We start from the raw sequence: 15,845 nt of genomic DNA on the forward strand, positions 1-15,845 counted from the left end.
AAGCGTGCCCGTCTTATCGAACAGCTGGATTTCAACCATGTCGTTCAAGTTCTGCACGCGAATGAATCCGGCTTCGCCGTATATCACGCCTTCGTTCTTGAGCGGCGCCACCATCGAAGTTTTTAAATGCGCCACCTGGCCATTTGCATAAACCAAATCAATCCAATCCGTGGCATCGACACCCGTATCGAACTTGACGCAATGCGTTTTCGTCTGAACAATATGATTTTCGGCGCCGGCAATTTCATCATCCGTCAAGAAGATATCCGCAAAAGTCAGGCTGTAAATACCCAAATCCAAAAGGGCACCACCCGCAAGTTCCGGCTTACGCAAACGCTCGATATGCGAAAGCGGCATCGAGAAATCTGCCTCCACGCTTTCGACCTTGCCAATCTTGCCTGCCAAAATCAAGTCCTTGACCATCTGCACCGCAGGCAAAAATCTCGTCCACATCGCCTCGCTCAAAAACACGCCCTTTTCTTCGGCAAGCGCAATCACTTCAGATGCCATCAGCGCGTTTGCGGTAAATGCCTTTTCCACGAGCAAGTTCTTGCCGTGTTCCAGGCAAAGCAGAATGTTATTGTAATGCTCGGAATGTGGGGTAGCGATATAAATCAAGTCGACCGCCGGATCTTTCGCAAGTTCCTCGTAGCTGCCGTAGGCACGGCCAAAGCCATAATCCTTCGCAAATTTTTCGGCCTTTTCCAGCGAACGCGATGCCACCGCATAAGCCTCTACGCCACGATTTTCAATTGCCTTTACCGCCGCGGCCATCTTAGTCGCAATATGTCCACACCCAAGAATTGCAAATTTCATCATATCCTCAATATACACTTATTTCTCGTGAAACTCACACAAAACATGCCCTATAAATGGACTCACGTGTAAACATCAAAAAAAGCCCAGCTTTCGCCGGGCTTTTTGTCGTAATACTAAATCGATTACTTTTCAGAAAGCTTTGCGGTTGCCTTCTTCTTGAAAGCTTCCACGATCAAGTCGGCAGCTCTCTTGTAAGCGTCCACAGATGCATCGCGGTGCATGTCGACAACGCTGTTAGCATACTTGGCAGACTGATCGCCTTCGAGCTGTTCCCAGCCGCGGTCAGTGTAAAGAACCAGGTTGCCGTCCTTGTCAACAACAGCAACGTTCATCGTCACGATCGGAGTCACGTTGCCAGTAATCTTGGTCATCATGCCCCTCTTGTAGGCAAAGAGGAATTCAGCAACGACAACGGCGTCAACGTTCAGGGACTGGCAAAGCTTGCCAAGAGAACGGAGAGTAGCAACTTCAACACGTTCGCCATTCACGTAGTGAATGCCGTTCGGCTTCACAGCTTCATAAGGAAGCTTGCCCAGGCCTTCCGGAGCGATAAAGCGGTCGCGAGTGAAGATATCCTTAAGCGTTTCGGTCAGGTCCTTGTTCACGAGGGTTTCCTTGACGTCTTCGTTGTTGATGACTTCGCCAAACGGAATGGCTTCCCAGCCGTCAACGGAATCGAACATCTTGTTGAGTTCGTTAGCGCCATGAGAAACAACAGTCTTCTGACCTTCGGTGAAGATTTCAACGTTGTCCTTAAGAACGTTGCCAACTGCCGTAAGGAGGAGGTTTTCCTTCTTGCCTTCGACTTCTTCAATGTCCTTATATTCTTCGTTACTTGCAACGCTAACAACAGCAATCTTCTTCACATTGCCGATTTCAGGCTGCTTCACATGAACACCGGCACAAGAACAGAAGAACAGTGCCATGCCGCACAGTGCGATAATCTTTTTCATTTTATACCCTTTTGGTTCTCGCTCTTTCACCACGAAAAAACGTATTACAAATATAACAACAAATTAAAAATATTTCATTTCATTTACACAAAAATTACACAAAAAGTTTTTTTATGTACCCCATTATCTTACTTTATTTATATATTTGCGCGAAACTTTCACAAACGGGATAAAACAGGAGAACTTTCATGAAATTGAATCCCCGATATATTAAGTTGTCCGCTGCCGTAGTGGCAAGCCTTATTTCCGCCTGTACTATCGAAGTGGAAACTCCCACCGACGATAACGGCGTTCCGTCTTACACGAATAAACTGTCGGAACTGTACGAAATTGAATGTAATGCAGATCGTGCCGGTTCCAAGGTTTTCGTCAACTATGAACAGATGACGTTCGAATGCGATGGTACCCAGTGGAATGGCGCCTATCCCGGCCAGGATTCCACAAAGCGAATTATCGCTCCCGTGGTCGACCGCAACTTTGCTTTCGGTTCCGTTGTCGATACCCGCGACGGCAAGACTTACAAAACCATCAAGATTGGTAAACAAAACTGGTTCGCCCAGAACTTGAACTATAATGGCATCGATAGCTGGTGCTTCGACGAAATCACGAACTGCGCCGAAGATGGCCGTTACTATTCTTGGTACGGTGCCATGGATATTGACGAAGACATTTGGCTGATTTCTCTCGATGTCATTGAAGATGAACATCAGGGTGCATGCCCCGATGGCTGGCACGTTCCGACCCTTTCTGAATGGGAAGATCTTTTCACTTATGTTGCCGGCTCTTCGAATTACATGCTCTACGAAGACAGCATCGCCTACAAGCTCCGTTCCAACTTCGGTTGGGAATACAACATGAACGGTTGGGACGTCTACGGTCTCGCTCTCACTCCGAACGGTTACTATGATCGCGTAATCGACTTCAAAGTCACCTCGAAGACAACTGCTATTTACCAGTGGAGTGCAACACCGGAAAACGGCTACCGCACCCACTCCAAATATTTCGATATGAGTGACGACATGATTTTCATTGGTACAGGCTACGACAACAGAAATGGTATGTCTGTCCGTTGCGTCGAAAACTCTGAAAGCCTGAATCCGAACGAAACCAATCCTATCGACGACGATCCGATTGTCGCCCCGATTGACGATCCTATCGATACTCCGGTTGAAACCCCGGTTGATCCCGTCGAAGTGATTACCACTCCGGTTGACACTACCAGCCAGACTACCGAACCGGCCGGCCCGACTGGCGACGTCGTTTCCTGCAATATGGAAATTTCCATCATGGGTATGACGACCAGCTCCTGCGACGAATACGCTGCTGGTTCTGCAACTGCCGAAGCCGCTGCCGCCCAGTGCGTTTCGGTTGAAGGTTATTACACTGCAACGCTCGGCAATGGCTGCCCGACCAACTACACCAAGAAGTGCGTCGTCAGCGACGAAGCTACCGTCTACTTCTACGAAGAAGAAAACGCAAACCAGGATTGCAGCGACCTCATCCAGACCAAATAAAGAAATTCATCCTTAAGGTTCGGGCCTTCATCCTTTGCGGGGTGAAGGCCTTTTTTTATCAACACTTCTTGTTCTAGTCCCAAAATCACTTAACAGCGTTCAAAGTCGTATGTTGATATAATGTTGAAAATTAAAAATCGTTATTCCACAGAAATCGGGGATATAACACAACATATCCACAAAAGCACTATGTTTCACGTGGAACATTGTTTTTTTCGGCTAGTTATTTCCACAATCTATTGTCAATCCTGTTAAACAAATCCCAAACTTATCCACCAAAATGAAAAACACCGAGCTCCACATGAAGTTCGGTGTTTGTAAAATGTTTATAAAAGTTATCAACAATTGGCTTGATTGTTGCACGTGAAACTAGAATTTCACGGTACGCGGAGCAGCTCCGAAAGCGTAGAACGTAGCAGTCGCGTCCTTAAAATAGAGCACTTCAGTGTTCGGATCTTCGACAGAATACATGGACTTGAGTTCAGGATAGCAGTCGAGCATGTGGACCTTGGGCTCGCGGCGGTCATCACGCACAAGCGTACCTGCCAAACGGAGCCACTTGTTGCCTTCGGCATTCATGGCACAAATTTCGACCTTGCCGTTTTTCTGAATCTGCTTGGAGCAGTCCTTAACCTTAGATGTCTGAATATAGAGCTTGCCCTCGAAAATTTCGATAGTGCCGAAAGGGCGAACGCGCGGCTGGTCACCGTCGACCGTTGCCAAAAAGTAGGCGCCACATTCCTTGATGAAGTTCTTGACTTCTTCCATTATAAATCTCCTGTTAATGTTCTTTCCTATTCATAATATAGTAAAAAGAACTAATGCGAGGTCGTAATAAACCGCGTATAAATTTCTTCCATTTGAGTAGAGAAACAGCAGAAGATTACCTTCTTGACTTTTTTAGCCGGATAATTCTGGACCGTCTTCACGGCAATCTCGGTAGCGGCTTCCCAAGGGTAACCATAAACGCCAGTCGAAATAGCAGGGAAGGCGACCGTCTCACAAGCATTCGCCTCGGCAAGATCCAGGCAACTTTTATAGCAAGATTCCAGGAGTGCCGGTTCACCATGCAGGCCATCCCGATAAATCGGACCCGGAGTGTGGATAACAAACTTTGCCGGCAACCTGAATCCCGGAGTGATTTTAGCCTTACCCGTTTCGCAACCGTTCAAGGGGATGCATGCCTTCAAGAGCTCCGGACCCGCCGCCCTGTGAATAGCTCCATCAACACCGCCACCACCCAAAAGTGAACAATTGGCGGCATTCACAATCGCATCCACATTCAGTTTGGTGATATCACCTTGAATAATTTCAATCTCAATCATGTAAAACCTCAACTATAATATAGATAAAGATATTCCAACAATAACGTTGATTATGTGAATAGATGTTGAAAACTTTATTTTTTTACCCTCTCTTTTTGTATATATTATAGTGGGGTTATTATGAAAATCGAACATATTGCCATCTGGGTAAAAGACATCGACAAGGTGTGTGAATTCTACCGAAAGTATTTCGGCGGGGTAGTTCACCCGATTTATCATAATCCGGCAAAACAGTTCACCAGCCGGTTCGTCACCTTCGACGATGGCGCCCGGTTGGAAATAATGCACCGCCCCGATATCGATCATGTTTGGCCTGTAACTTCGTTACAGTCCGACATGCTCACGCTCGGTCATGCCGGTGTGCAAGCACCCCGTCGTGACACTCGCGATCGCATGTTTCACGTGGAACACTTAGGTTTTGCACACTTATCTTTTTCCGTGGGTTCAAAAGGAGAGGTGGACCGTTTAACCAAACAAATGTATGCTGATGGAATCCAGGTGGTAGGGGAACCCCGAACCACCGGCGACGGGTATTATGAAAGTGTGGTTCTCGATCCCGAAGGCAATAGGGTAGAGATTACAGTTTAAAAAAGTGGAGGGGATATATGAGGAGAACATTCATTATAATAATAGCGGCATTTTTGAATGCCTATGCGGTTGACTGCATCCGACACACATTCAATTATTTCGCAACGAACTTTCAGGATCACGCCCTCATCATGCCCGGCGAAACGTTGCCGGATAGTCTCTATCAGGAGCAAAACGGGCTGGTCTATACCATCAAGTATCACTGGACAGGCAATCACCTCGACAGTATGAACCTGTACCAATCTTGCCTTGCCCGTAATGTCGAAAAAAAATCCACCTACATTCCCGACTGGAAAATCGACTCCACCAAGGTAGGCAAGGTCAAGAAATACGACTGGAAATCTCTGAAAGACGGATGGCACTTTACGGTCTACCGCGGAAAAGATTCCGTCTATATCGATAATGACAATGAACAACACCAGATATTCTACTTCAAAAACGATACCATTTACGAAGTCAATAACTGGGTTCCCAGGAATTTAAAAACATACCGCGACCCCGACAATAAAAACAAGTGTATTCGAAAAAGCGATAATAACTTTATCATCGACACTTATGAATATGAAATGAAGGGGAACACCCTCATCCAGAAATCAATCAAGTTCGACTACAACAGATACGTCAAAGCCCCCGGCCCCTGCTACGGCGGCAATGAATACACCACTATATATTATAAGAAGTGAGATGTGGAATGTGTAGTGTGAAATTTTTGGCCTTTAAATATGTTCCACGTGAAACCTTATGAGGCGAGTGAAGCAGAAACAAGCTTGCTTGTTTCTATTTCCGAGCCGATTAAGGTAGGACACGAAGTGTCCAAACGTAACCTCTGGCGAAGCCAAAGGCCGAACATATAATCAGAATTTCTAAAACTTTTTACTATATTTTCCTATACGAAAAAACTGATCTTCATTCTATCCTTTATCGCACTGAATGTGCATGCTGCGAACTGTCTTGATTTTTCTCGCAGTGCTTATCTCGAATACGGACTTAATAACAATTATCGACTAGATAGCACCTATAGCGTATACCTCGTAGATGATGGCAAAACCTATTTTTCATCCTACAAGTATTATTACACCGATAATAGTTTAGATAGCATCGTCGAATGCCAAACTAACGGAACATGTGACACCCAAAAACTTAAACAGACAAGAAGAACAACAGATTCTACAATTGAATTAACAATTACCGACCTCCATTACGGTAATTCTGAAGTTAGAGTTTTTGTTCCAGGAAGGGATTCATCATACAAATATATTTATGGTCAAAACTCAGGTAATCCGGATTCATTGGAAATAATTATCCACTTTTTTTTGCACAACGATACACTGTATATTGATGAAAAATGGATTACAGATGGAACACCCTATACATTTATGAATTTTACAATAACCCCTGATTCCAAGAATGCAAACATATGCAACATGACTGGATATACAATAGAGAAACAAGACGACCAACAAATCAAGTCAATTAAGGATACCTTTCAAATATTCACAGAAACTACAGAAACAGGATTTATTGCATCCTATAGCAATACCGATACAAAACTTTTCTTTGTCAAGGTCGGTCCCAACTCCTCCACATCGATCCATCGCAAAGTTCGCCCGACAGTCAATTACAAAAACGCAAAACACTTCGACCTCCTCGGCCGCCCCGCCAACAGCAAGTACATCATAAAAGTCAACCGATAATATCTAAAAGGTCTCCTTAAAGGAGACTTTTTATGTTTCACATGAAACATGCGATTACGAGTGTCGCAAAATATGCTTGCATATTTTATGACCAAGTATGAGCATGTCGGACACGAAGTGTCCAAACTTTTTTTATTAGCGAGGGATATAATCAACAACAAATATGCTCATCGTCTAGACGAGCCTGGCTGCGTCGGCCAAGGAATGGGAGGGTGCAGGGAGGGAACCGTGCGGCCTTCGCAACTCCGAGCTGGGTTCCCTCCCGCAAATAAAAGAATTATTCTGATTTCCTTAAGAAGTGTGAATCCTATTCACACAAAATCCACATTTATCAAAAACTTATCCACGGATATTTTTAAAAAGTGAAAGGGCGCAAGCCCTTTTTTGTTGTATTCACATTTCATAATACTAAATTGTTCCACGTGGAACGTTCCTATAGAAACAACAAAAACCAGCAGAATCTTTTGAACCAGTTCTTGACAGAACATGGTGTGCAGCTGTCCGAAGATGTACTCGGCAAGCTTTATGATTTTGCAGACTTGGTAGTAGAGACCAAGCAGTTTGGTAACCTGATTTCGGCAAAGGACTCCGAGAAGTTCTTGAGCAGACACATAGCCGATTCGTTGGTTCCCTATATATATATTAGAGAAGATCTCTCGTCTCTCGTCTCTTCTCTCTCGTCTATCAAATGGGCCGATATGGGTGCGGGGGCAGGTTGCCCGATTTTCCCGCTCGCCATCGTAATGCCCCAGGTGGAATTCTTTGCCGTCGAACCCCGCCACATGCGCGTGGAATTCATGAAGTTCGCCAAGGAAAAACTGCACCTGGATAACCTGACCGTCGTGGGCAAGCGTTTCGAAACTTCGGGACTTGCCTATCTGGACTATGTGAGTTGCCGCGCCCTTTCGACTTTTGAAAACGACTGGGAACGTGCCCAGCCCGGTTTGAAGGGCGGTGGAAAATTCCTCACGCTGAAAAGTTTCAACAATATTGTTCACCTGGAAAATGATCCGGCAGTACACATATATAAATATGCACTCCCGCAGGAAGAACAAGTTTACGCCTTAGTCACTCGAGGTAATGAATGAGTAAAGTGATAGCAGTCTGCAACCAGAAAGGTGGCGTGGGCAAGACCACGACCGCCGTCAACCTGGCCGCCAGTTTTGCCGCATTAGAAAAGAAGACACTCCTTATCGACATGGACCCGCAGGGTAACGCGTCGCAGGGTCTCGGCTATAATGAACTTCAGGATGTGGATATCCACGAAGTCCTGAACATGGCCGACAATCCGGACAATATTACCTATGACAATATCAAGGAAGCTATCCTCGATACGAGTCTAGATTACCTCAAGGTCATCACTTCTGGCCCGGACCTCGCCGTCATGGAAATCGAACTGGTGAACGCCATGAGCCGCGAACGCCGTCTCGAACGCGTGATGAATGTACTCAAGCAGTCTTTCGAATTCATCATCATCGATGCTCCTCCGAGCCTGAACCTTTTGACGCTGAACGTGCTGACCGCAGCCACCAGTGTCTTGATTCCAGTGCAGTGCGAATACTACGCCCTGCAGGGTATGACCGAACTTTTCAAGACTATCCGCGAAGTTCAGAAGAACCTGAACGCAAACCTCAAGATCGAAGGTGCGCTCCTCACCATGTACGATTCCCGCCTGAGCCTCTGCAAGCAGGTCGCCGAAGAAGTACGTGAAAACTTGAGCGACACCGTTTTCCAGGCAATGATTCCGAGAAACGTGAAACTCTCCGAAGCACCGAGCCACGGCAAGCCCGCCATCCTTTACGATGTACAGAGCAGTGGTGCACAAGCGTACATGAAACTCGCCGAAGAAATCTTGAATAAGGGAAAGTAATAAATGGGTAAAAAGTCTTTCGCATTGGGTCGCAGCCTCGCCGATATCCTCAAGGATCACTCCGCTCCGGCAGCATCTGATATTCAGCAGTCCAATCCACAATCCGACGAAAATGCTTCGCAAAACGCCGTCGAAAAATCCGAAACTGTTGATAACTCACAGAAAGTCGTTGAAATCAACGTCGACCTTATCGACCCGAACCCGTTCCAGCCGCGTAAAGTTTTCAGCGACGATGAACTGGTCGAACTTGCAGAATCTATTGAACAGCACGGGTTGATCCAGCCGATTGCTGTTCGCAAGGTGGGTGACCGTTACCAGCTCATCAGTGGTGAACGTCGTACCCGTGCAACCAAGCTTGCCGGACTTCCGACCATCAAGGCCCAGGTTTATGAAAACCTCGACGACAAGGCCATGGCCGAATGGGCGCTCATCGAAAACATCCAGCGTGTCGACCTGAATCCGGTCGAAGTCGCCAAGTCTTATCAACAATTGATCGATAATCACGGCTATACTCACGAAGATTTGTCCAAGATTGTGAGTAAGTCGCGCTCTGCAATTACTAACAGTCTTCGCCTTCTCAAACTCCCGGAAGTAGTACTTTTGTGGATAGAAGAAGGAAAAATTTCGGGCGGTGCCGCTCGCGCCCTCTGCAGCGACAAAATCCAGAATCCCGAAGAAGTCGCCAAGCGGATCATCGAAGAAGGCTTGAACGTTCGCCAGATCGAAGCGATTGCCCGCGGCGAAGATATTTCCAAACCGCAGGAACCGGAACAGGCTGCACCTGAAGCTGAAGACCAGCCGGAAATTCACAAGCCCGAAGTCGAAGCCAAGCCGAAGCCGGAACTCAGTGCCGACATGAAACAATTCGAGTCCCGTCTCGAAACCTATTTCGGAACAAAGGTCCAAATCAACCCAAGTGCCTCAACCGAGACCAAGGGTTCGATTGTTATTAACTATTATTCCATGGACGACCTTAACCGAATCCAGGAACTCATGGAACGCTAAATGAGCAAGTACTATAAAGTCCAAATTATTCCGGAAGACTCCAAGGAAATCAAGAGTTACCGCATCAACAGAAAGTGGTTTTTACTCTTGAAACTTTTCCTTATTGCCGCGGTCATCGCTGCAGGCTTTCTGATATATAATGCAGGTCGTATCGGTCGCATGATGGCGAACTACGAAAACATCCGCATCGCAAACGGCCAGCTTGTAAAACAGAATGCCAACTACGAAGAACTTTTCATGAGAATCGATTCGCTCTGGGTTTTAGAAGAACGTATCCAGAATATCCTCGGCACGTTCATCGAAAACGATTCGGAAAAGGTCAACAGCCTTATCGACAAGAGCAGGTTCGCCCACACGCCTTCACAAAAAATCGATGTCGATTATGAAGGTGGCTGGAAACCGCACGAAGACAAGGTCCGCCTGGAACATATTCCAAACGTGATTCCTGTTGTCGGAATCGTGAGCAAAAAATTCAGTGAAGCAAACGACCACTTGGGAATTGATTTTTCGGCACAAGCAGGAAACCCGGTATTTGCATCGGGTAGCGGCGTTGTAGAATTTGCAGGTCAACAAGACGAACTGGGCAACACGGTCATCATCGATCACCAGAACGGTTACAAGACCAGTTATTCACATTTAAAAGATATTCGTACCCGCAAGGGTCGCAATGTCGGGAAAGGCGAAATTATAGGAACAGTCGGGAATACGGGAAACAGCAGCGCACCGCACTTGCACTATTCTATAAATAAAGATGGCAAGGAAACAGATCCCGAGCTTTTCATCAATTATTAAATCAACCAAAGAGGTAAAAAATGGCTACTAAAGAACAGGAAATCACTCAGATCGGTCACAGCGTGACAATCAAGGGCGACATCAGCGGCAATAGCGACGTGCGCGTTGCTGGTAATGTCGTTGGCGGCATCTCTATCGAAGGCGAACTCATCGTCGAACGTCAGGGCGTGGTCCAAGCTGAAATCAAGACCACTACTGCTGTGATTGCCGGTTCTGTCAAGGGCAACATCGAATGCACTGACAAGCTCATTCTCGAAAGTACCTCTCAGTATGAAGGCAATATCAAGACCAAGCGTCTCATTATCCAGGAAGGTGCAATCTTCCAGGGTAACTGCCAGATGGGTGCTCCTCAGGTCGCTCCTGCCCAGGCAGCTCAGCCTGCAGCACAGCAGTCTGCTAAGCAACAGCCTGTCAAAGCACCTAAGGATTTAGACCTCTAAGTCAAATCCACACCTATATCAATAAACACTAATTATTTATATAAATGATAATGGTAATTAGTGCCGTGAATAGTGGATAGAATTGTGAAGATGAAAACATAACTCATTGATGGTCAAAAAGTTGCAAAACTAAAATTGATGAGGAAAAATGTTGAAAACTTTCAATCTGTTCACTTTTTTCAATGTTGATAAGTGTTGAAGGTGAGTTTTCAATACCAATTCACATGCGGTACACCGTTTTATGTTGAAAATCGGTATGATATGGCTCACATTTGGCAAGAAAGTGGTGTAAATCATAAACTTAGCGGCAATATAATATTTATATTGTTCAAACAAAATGTCTTCAAAGATGCTTAAAATAGGTCAGATATCCGATATCCATATTGGAAACGGAGAAGAGCTCGTTCAGGGGATCGACGTATGCGCGAATTTCCTTAAAGCTCTGAATTCTGACTCTATGCAAAATTTGGATCTCTTGGTGTTGTCCGGTGACCTTGCTGAAAATTCGCAAGCGGCTGCATACAAGCATGTAGCATCTTTATTGAAAGACTACAAAGTTCCGGTTTGTATCATTCCCGGTAATCACGACGACCTCAACATCATGCGGAAGTACTTCGACCTTGAATCCAAGATTCATGGTGACAGATGTTATTACCGTTATGACCTGGGTGGAAGGACTATCTTCTTTTTAGATAGTGGATGCGGGAATGTTTCACAGGATCAGCTGACATGGTTGCAGGAAGAAGCTTCGAAGATCAAGGGCGAAGTCATTCTGTTCATGCACCATCCGCCTTGTTTCTGTGGCCACCGGTTCATGGACTTGCGTTACCATTTGGAAAATATGGTTGAAGTTCAAGAAGTACTTGCTGGTATCAAGAACTTGACTCATATTTACGCAGGCCACTACCATCACCAGTTCGAAGTGAACATGGGACGCCAGATTGTGCACGTTGCTCCTGCAACTCAGTTCCAGATTGACCCGAATGTGCCTTACTTTAACCTGAAAAGTGCTGCGCCGGGCTGGCAATTGATCGAATGGGGCGAAAAATTTTTAGAAACTACAGTTTATTTTGAATAGACCCCTTGAAATTTTAAAACTAATTGACTAAATTTGGGAAAAATTTGGCGGCTTAGCTCAGTTGGTAGAGCGTCGGAATCATAATCCGCAGGTCTGTGGTTCGAGCCCACAAGCCGCTAGTATTTTGAAAAAGAGGCTGATATGTCAAGACGAATCCTAAAAGTGGCGTTGTTGATGATCGCCTCTTTTTTCGTAGCTCCGGTGTTTGTCGCTTGCGATAACGCTGACGATAACGTACCTGAAATGAACCAGGTGCAAGCATCCACTCCTAAGACCGTGCCTATCGTGCAGGTCGATGCATTCACTGCTCCCGCTTCTTCGGAAATCACTTCTGAAAAGGCCAAGCTTTATGTGAAGGCAAGTGCTGCTCTCGTGGAACTCGGAGTGCGTTGGTCCGAACGAATCGACAAGGCTAACGATACCGAAAAAATCCAGATTCTGAATGCCTACAATGTGGCTCGCGACCAGCTCTGCGCTCGCGTGGGTCTTGCCGGCATTGCCGAATACAACTGGATTACCACGGTTGCTGTGCCCGATCCGAAAAATAAGGCGACGTTCGATGCCGCCGGTTTGCGCACGAATAACTAGCCTTTTTCCGGTAAGCTATTTAGTGTAATTAATACTAGATTTTCATAATCAAATCAGTTTGACTTGAGCCGTGCCAAAATATATATTTGGCGCGGTTTTTGGTGTGTTGTGGTTGTTCCACTACGGGGTTAGAATGTATACACCAACCGATTACGCGACAACTGTTATGTTGTTCAAACTGCTCTGCATCGCAGGCTTTACGGTTCTCACACTCATTTATCTTTGCTGGTATTCCAGGTTCTGGACAGACGAAGATTTTCCGGGAATGCGCCCGGAACACAAGACTAATTGTGAAGACTCTTCAGTTCTGGAGAATACATCTTGTAAAAGTCCCTGCCATGCTCCTTTACAAAGTAAAGTGCCATGTCAGATGCACGGTACAGGTCTTCGAATTTCTTACCGTGTTCGGGGAATACGGATATTCCTATTGAAAGCGAAACGTGCCTTTCTAAAGGTTCGCCTGCAAAAAGGTGTCTTGCTTTATCCGAAATCATTGCGGCAAGCTTGATTGCCGTATCGGGCTTGATATCGCGCAAGTATACCATAAATTCATCGCCACCGATACGTCCTGTGATATCCATTCCTTTGAATGAATTGTGCAGAATGTTTCCGATTGCCGTGAGCACGCGGTCTCCTGCGGCATGACCGAATGAATCGTTTATCTCTTTAAACTTGTCTACATCGATCATCATCAAGGCACCACGTTCATTGCTGTTGCTTTCGGTGATACGCGTAATTTCGCTTTCGGTTTCTTGCTTGTTCAAAAGGCCTGTGAGCGAATCAGTCTTGGAACGTTTTTCGAGTTCCAGCTTAAGTGACTGAGTTTCTGTTACGTTATTGATAAGTGCGATAATTCCGCTAACTTTACCGTCGTCATCAAAGACCGGACGCTTGATAAGTTCCAGGTATTCGACTCCGTTTTTACCTTCTTCTTTAATGACGTAGTTGGTGCCTTTGCCCGTGCGCAAAAGTTCCTTGTCCGATTCCATGGCCTTCAGTGCGTTTTCCTTGTCTTCGCGAATTTCCACATCGGTCTTTCCGCGAATGGTCCAGTTCGGGTCGCCTTCGGTATGCAGATGGTGCCAGTAGTGAGTTGCGAAAACGTACTTGCCTTCGGCATCTTTCAGGTAAATGTTCGACGGCAATTCCTTCAGGATTTTTTCGACTTCGGAAAATGTGGCTGAGTCCTTTCCCCTAATAGCATTGTTAATCCGGAGCATGACAAGTTCTTTACGGAACGGCGGTTCAAAGTATTCGTTTGCACCGCGGGCAATGCAGAGTTTGTAGTCATCGGAATCCGCGACTGTAGAAACGCCGATGTTTGGAATGCCTACGAAACGTTTATCTTCGTTCAGAACTTTCTGTAGCCAAAAGTCGCTTTGCTTGCACAGTTCCACGTTGAACAATACAGCGGAAATATTGTCATGCTGCTTGTCTACCAATTGCAATGCTTCTTTTTCGGAATCCACATCGATAATGGGGTATTCTTCCGAAAGCATGGCGCGAAATTTTTTGAGGGAAGGGTTATTGATTTGTACAAGAACAAGCTTGCGTTTCGCGATAGGCTGAACGACCTTCGCGTCATCAATATTTGAGATATTTTCGTTTTCTAATATCTGCATAATCCCAATACTCTGTTATATCCATATATATAGTTTTTTCTGCGAAATAGGATAAAGCTGATTATTCCAGATTGGAATAATTATCCATATATCTTGGAATTGCAGCTGTAAAAACGTCGGTGAGTCCAACCATACCAAAGCGCAGAATCTTCGGCGATTCGTTTTTCCAGCCAGCGGTTGAATTCGTCGTTTACGCTGTTGTTTGTCGGAGTGATTTCAATTGCATGCAGGATTTTTTCTGTACCAGATTCTTCGAGCCAGCAAATGAATACGGGGGTTTGCGGCTGGTGCTTTAATAAAAAATCTGGCAGCGGATTCACGTGAACTTTTCTTCCGAGAAATGTTGCTGTGGTAGCACTTTCAATTCGGCTGTCCTGATCCATCAATAGACAGAATAAATTTTTGTCATCGAGGATTCGCAAGAATTCGCGCGGGCTCTTGGCGTTCACGGAATAATTTCTTTTGTCTACAGAACGGATTTTATTTTCGACAATGCGGTTGAGCCATACGGGCTTAAGCGGTATATAGCTTGCCTTGAGCGGAATGCCCAAGCGGCAGAGCCACGGGCCAATCGCTTCGTAATTGCCATAGTGTGCAGTCAGGAATATTCCGCCTTCACGCATTTTGTTTAAAACGGGTTCGCTACCTTCTGCTAGCTTATATGTAATACAATTTTGCTTGAAGGGATAACTGCTAAAGTCGTGCGGCAATTTTTTGAATGAGCCGAAATCAAAAAGAATATCGGATACGTGATGTGCAAGGTGTTTTATAATTTGTTTATATTCGTTTGAACAAATTATTTTTGAATAATTGGGGTGTACGTATATCAAGTTAGCTTGTACAACATCTTGCTTCCAGCCAGATGCCAATAGTGCCCTGTACAATATTTTTTCGAAAATGTAGCTGAACTTGAACAAGGTGAGTTAGTCCTTGTCCGGTTTAGGCTTCTTTTTGATAGAGTCGTTGGCGGATTCGCTGAAGGGGAATACGAACCGTCCGCGGAGAACGCAACCGGGTGCTCCGGGGTCGCATTCCTTTTTCCGCTTGTTGCAGAATGTATTTCTTAGGTGTCTGCATTCGTAACTCATATATGGAATTATAGAAAAGAACCAGGAAAAAAGAAAAATTGGCTAAAAACAACGGCTATGATTGGCTATAGTCAGAATAAATATGTTGATAGAATGTTGATAAAATGATTATTATGTGGATATAAAACAAAAAAATGGAAAAAAGTGAAAAAAAATGAAAAAAATGCGCAAAACCTCTTGACAATCGTCACAGAAAGTTCTATAATTGGCCTCACCCTCGAACGAGAGAGCTGAAGAGCTCAAACGAACGAGAACGGAGGCCCGCGAGGCCGCCGGGAAGATTGAAGGAATCGGAGATGTGCTTAGTGACGGGTCCAAGAGATTTCTTGGAATAGTCAATAATACGAACGTGATTAACGGGACCAAGACTTTAAAAAATTAATGAAGAGTTTGATCCTGGCTCAGAACGAACGCTGGTGGCGTGTCTTATACATGCAAGTCGAGCGGTGTAGCAATACATAGCGGCGAA

17 protein-coding genes, 1 tRNA gene, 1 rRNA gene and 1 pseudogene are annotated in these 15,845 nt (G+C 45.4%); 13 read left to right on the forward strand and 7 right to left on the reverse strand.

Translation table 11 applies throughout. The annotated features are described in order from the left end of the window. Positions 1-72 precede the first annotated feature (72 nt). A pseudogene (locus QOL41_RS14295) lies at positions 73-819 on the reverse strand (Gfo/Idh/MocA family protein); the annotation flags it as partial. Between the two features lie 122 nt (positions 820-941). Then, positions 942-1,772, reverse strand: a complete 831-nt coding sequence (locus QOL41_RS13955) for a hypothetical protein (RefSeq protein ID WP_173654487.1) — start codon at positions 1,770-1,772, stop codon at positions 942-944. A gap of 188 nt (positions 1,773-1,960) precedes the next feature. Between QOL41_RS13955 and QOL41_RS13960 the strand changes: the two genes are divergently transcribed. Then, the gene (locus QOL41_RS13960) at positions 1,961-3,286 is read left to right on the forward strand and encodes an FISUMP domain-containing protein (protein WP_283430257.1); all 1,326 of its coding nucleotides are present in this window, start codon (positions 1,961-1,963) and stop codon (positions 3,284-3,286) included. Positions 3,287-3,655: 369 nt separating this feature from the next. On the opposite strand, the gene QOL41_RS13965 is transcribed toward QOL41_RS13960, so the two are convergent. Next, a complete protein-coding gene (locus tag QOL41_RS13965) occupies positions 3,656-4,054 on the reverse strand; it encodes a pyridoxamine 5'-phosphate oxidase family protein (RefSeq protein WP_173654485.1) in 399 nt (132 codons plus the stop codon). 50 nt (positions 4,055-4,104) lie between these two features. Next, a complete protein-coding gene (locus QOL41_RS13970) occupies positions 4,105-4,611 on the reverse strand; it encodes an O-acetyl-ADP-ribose deacetylase (protein ID WP_173654484.1) in 507 nt (168 codons plus the stop codon). Positions 4,612-4,731: 120 nt separating this feature from the next. On the opposite strand from QOL41_RS13970, the gene QOL41_RS13975 reads away from it, so the two are divergent. The 11 genes from QOL41_RS13975 to QOL41_RS14025 all read left to right on the forward strand — a co-directional run bounded on the left by QOL41_RS13975 (position 4,732) and on the right by QOL41_RS14025 (position 12,666). Then, on the forward strand, positions 4,732-5,199 hold the full coding sequence (locus QOL41_RS13975; protein WP_283430258.1) for a VOC family protein: 468 nt from the start codon (positions 4,732-4,734) through the stop codon (positions 5,197-5,199). 17 nt (positions 5,200-5,216) lie between these two features. Beyond that, entirely contained in the window at positions 5,217-5,882 is a 666-nt protein-coding gene (locus QOL41_RS13980) for a hypothetical protein (protein ID WP_283430259.1), read from the forward strand. A 249-nt stretch (positions 5,883-6,131) separates the two neighbouring features. Further along, positions 6,132-6,893 carry a hypothetical protein gene (locus QOL41_RS13985; protein WP_283430260.1) on the forward strand — a complete coding sequence of 254 codons (762 nt, stop codon included), beginning with the start codon at positions 6,132-6,134 and terminating at the stop codon, positions 6,891-6,893. Positions 6,894-7,315: 422 nt separating this feature from the next. After that, positions 7,316-7,981: a 16S rRNA (guanine(527)-N(7))-methyltransferase RsmG gene (locus QOL41_RS13990; RefSeq protein WP_283430261.1), complete on the forward strand. Its 666-nt coding sequence runs from the start codon at positions 7,316-7,318 to the stop codon at positions 7,979-7,981. Next, positions 7,978-8,763: a ParA family protein gene (locus tag QOL41_RS13995; protein ID WP_073058256.1), complete on the forward strand. Its 786-nt coding sequence runs from the start codon at positions 7,978-7,980 to the stop codon at positions 8,761-8,763. Before QOL41_RS13990 ends, QOL41_RS13995 begins: the two co-directional genes overlap by 4 nt. A 3-nt stretch (positions 8,764-8,766) precedes the next feature. Further along, on the forward strand, positions 8,767-9,768 hold the full coding sequence (locus tag QOL41_RS14000; RefSeq protein ID WP_173654479.1) for a ParB/RepB/Spo0J family partition protein: 1,002 nt from the start codon (positions 8,767-8,769) through the stop codon (positions 9,766-9,768). Beyond that, on the forward strand, positions 9,769-10,560 hold the full coding sequence (locus QOL41_RS14005) for a M23 family metallopeptidase (RefSeq protein ID WP_283430262.1): 792 nt from the start codon (positions 9,769-9,771) through the stop codon (positions 10,558-10,560). A gap of 20 nt (positions 10,561-10,580) precedes the next feature. After that, positions 10,581-11,000: a bactofilin family protein gene (locus QOL41_RS14010; protein ID WP_173654477.1), complete on the forward strand. Its 420-nt coding sequence runs from the start codon at positions 10,581-10,583 to the stop codon at positions 10,998-11,000. 349 nt (positions 11,001-11,349) lie between these two features. Beyond that, positions 11,350-12,078, forward strand: a complete 729-nt coding sequence (locus tag QOL41_RS14015; protein ID WP_283430265.1) for a metallophosphoesterase family protein — start codon at positions 11,350-11,352, stop codon at positions 12,076-12,078. Between the two features lie 46 nt (positions 12,079-12,124). Then, a tRNA-Met gene (locus tag QOL41_RS14020) sits at positions 12,125-12,197 on the forward strand. 22 nt (positions 12,198-12,219) lie between these two features. After that, positions 12,220-12,666: a hypothetical protein gene (locus QOL41_RS14025; RefSeq protein WP_173654475.1), complete on the forward strand. Its 447-nt coding sequence runs from the start codon at positions 12,220-12,222 to the stop codon at positions 12,664-12,666. A 284-nt stretch (positions 12,667-12,950) separates the two neighbouring features. On the opposite strand, the gene QOL41_RS14030 is transcribed toward QOL41_RS14025, so the two are convergent. The 3 genes from QOL41_RS14030 to QOL41_RS14040 all read right to left on the reverse strand — a co-directional run bounded on the left by QOL41_RS14030 (position 12,951) and on the right by QOL41_RS14040 (position 15,376). Beyond that, complete coding sequence (locus tag QOL41_RS14030) at positions 12,951-14,165, reverse strand: diguanylate cyclase domain-containing protein (protein WP_283430263.1); 1,215 nt, start codon at positions 14,163-14,165, stop codon at positions 12,951-12,953. 203 nt (positions 14,166-14,368) lie between these two features. After that, complete coding sequence (locus QOL41_RS14035; RefSeq protein ID WP_349362410.1) at positions 14,369-15,205, reverse strand: lysophospholipid acyltransferase family protein; 837 nt, start codon at positions 15,203-15,205, stop codon at positions 14,369-14,371. 6 nt (positions 15,206-15,211) lie between these two features. After that, the gene (locus tag QOL41_RS14040) at positions 15,212-15,376 is read right to left on the reverse strand and encodes a hypothetical protein (RefSeq protein WP_173654472.1); all 165 of its coding nucleotides are present in this window, start codon (positions 15,374-15,376) and stop codon (positions 15,212-15,214) included. Between the two features lie 378 nt (positions 15,377-15,754). Here QOL41_RS14040 and QOL41_RS14045 point away from each other — a divergent pair. Next, a 16S ribosomal RNA gene (locus QOL41_RS14045) occupies positions 15,755-15,845 on the forward strand; the annotation flags it as partial.

The organism is Fibrobacter sp. UWB10 (genome assembly GCF_900182935.1).
Classification (GTDB): Bacteria; Fibrobacterota; Fibrobacteria; order Fibrobacterales; family Fibrobacteraceae; genus Fibrobacter; species Fibrobacter succinogenes_O.

Bases quoted from the DNA above. Each gene is read 5' to 3' on its own strand.
- QOL41_RS13980 (WP_283430259.1), top strand. From the start codon at position 5,217: ATGAGGAGAACATTCATTATAATAATAGCGGCATTTTTGAATGCCTAT.
- QOL41_RS13965 (WP_173654485.1), bottom strand. From the start codon at position 4,054: ATGGAAGAAGTCAAGAACTTCATCAAGGAATGTGGCGCCTACTTTTTG.
- QOL41_RS13995 (WP_073058256.1), top strand. From the start codon at position 7,978: ATGAGTAAAGTGATAGCAGTCTGCAACCAGAAAGGTGGCGTGGGCAAG.
- QOL41_RS14040 (WP_173654472.1), bottom strand. From the start codon at position 15,376: ATGAGTTACGAATGCAGACACCTAAGAAATACATTCTGCAACAAGCGG.
- QOL41_RS14030 (WP_283430263.1), bottom strand. From the start codon at position 14,165: ATGCTTTCGGAAGAATACCCCATTATCGATGTGGATTCCGAAAAAGAA.
- QOL41_RS14000 (WP_173654479.1), top strand. From the start codon at position 8,767: ATGGGTAAAAAGTCTTTCGCATTGGGTCGCAGCCTCGCCGATATCCTC.
- QOL41_RS14005 (WP_283430262.1), top strand. From the start codon at position 9,769: ATGAGCAAGTACTATAAAGTCCAAATTATTCCGGAAGACTCCAAGGAA.
- QOL41_RS13955 (WP_173654487.1), bottom strand. From the start codon at position 1,772: ATGAAAAAGATTATCGCACTGTGCGGCATGGCACTGTTCTTCTGTTCT.
- QOL41_RS13975 (WP_283430258.1), top strand. From the start codon at position 4,732: ATGAAAATCGAACATATTGCCATCTGGGTAAAAGACATCGACAAGGTG.
- QOL41_RS14010 (WP_173654477.1), top strand. From the start codon at position 10,581: ATGGCTACTAAAGAACAGGAAATCACTCAGATCGGTCACAGCGTGACA.
- QOL41_RS14025 (WP_173654475.1), top strand. From the start codon at position 12,220: ATGTCAAGACGAATCCTAAAAGTGGCGTTGTTGATGATCGCCTCTTTT.
- QOL41_RS14015 (WP_283430265.1), top strand. From the start codon at position 11,350: ATGCTTAAAATAGGTCAGATATCCGATATCCATATTGGAAACGGAGAA.
- QOL41_RS13960 (WP_283430257.1), top strand. From the start codon at position 1,961: ATGAAATTGAATCCCCGATATATTAAGTTGTCCGCTGCCGTAGTGGCA.
- QOL41_RS13970 (WP_173654484.1), bottom strand. From the start codon at position 4,611: ATGATTGAGATTGAAATTATTCAAGGTGATATCACCAAACTGAATGTG.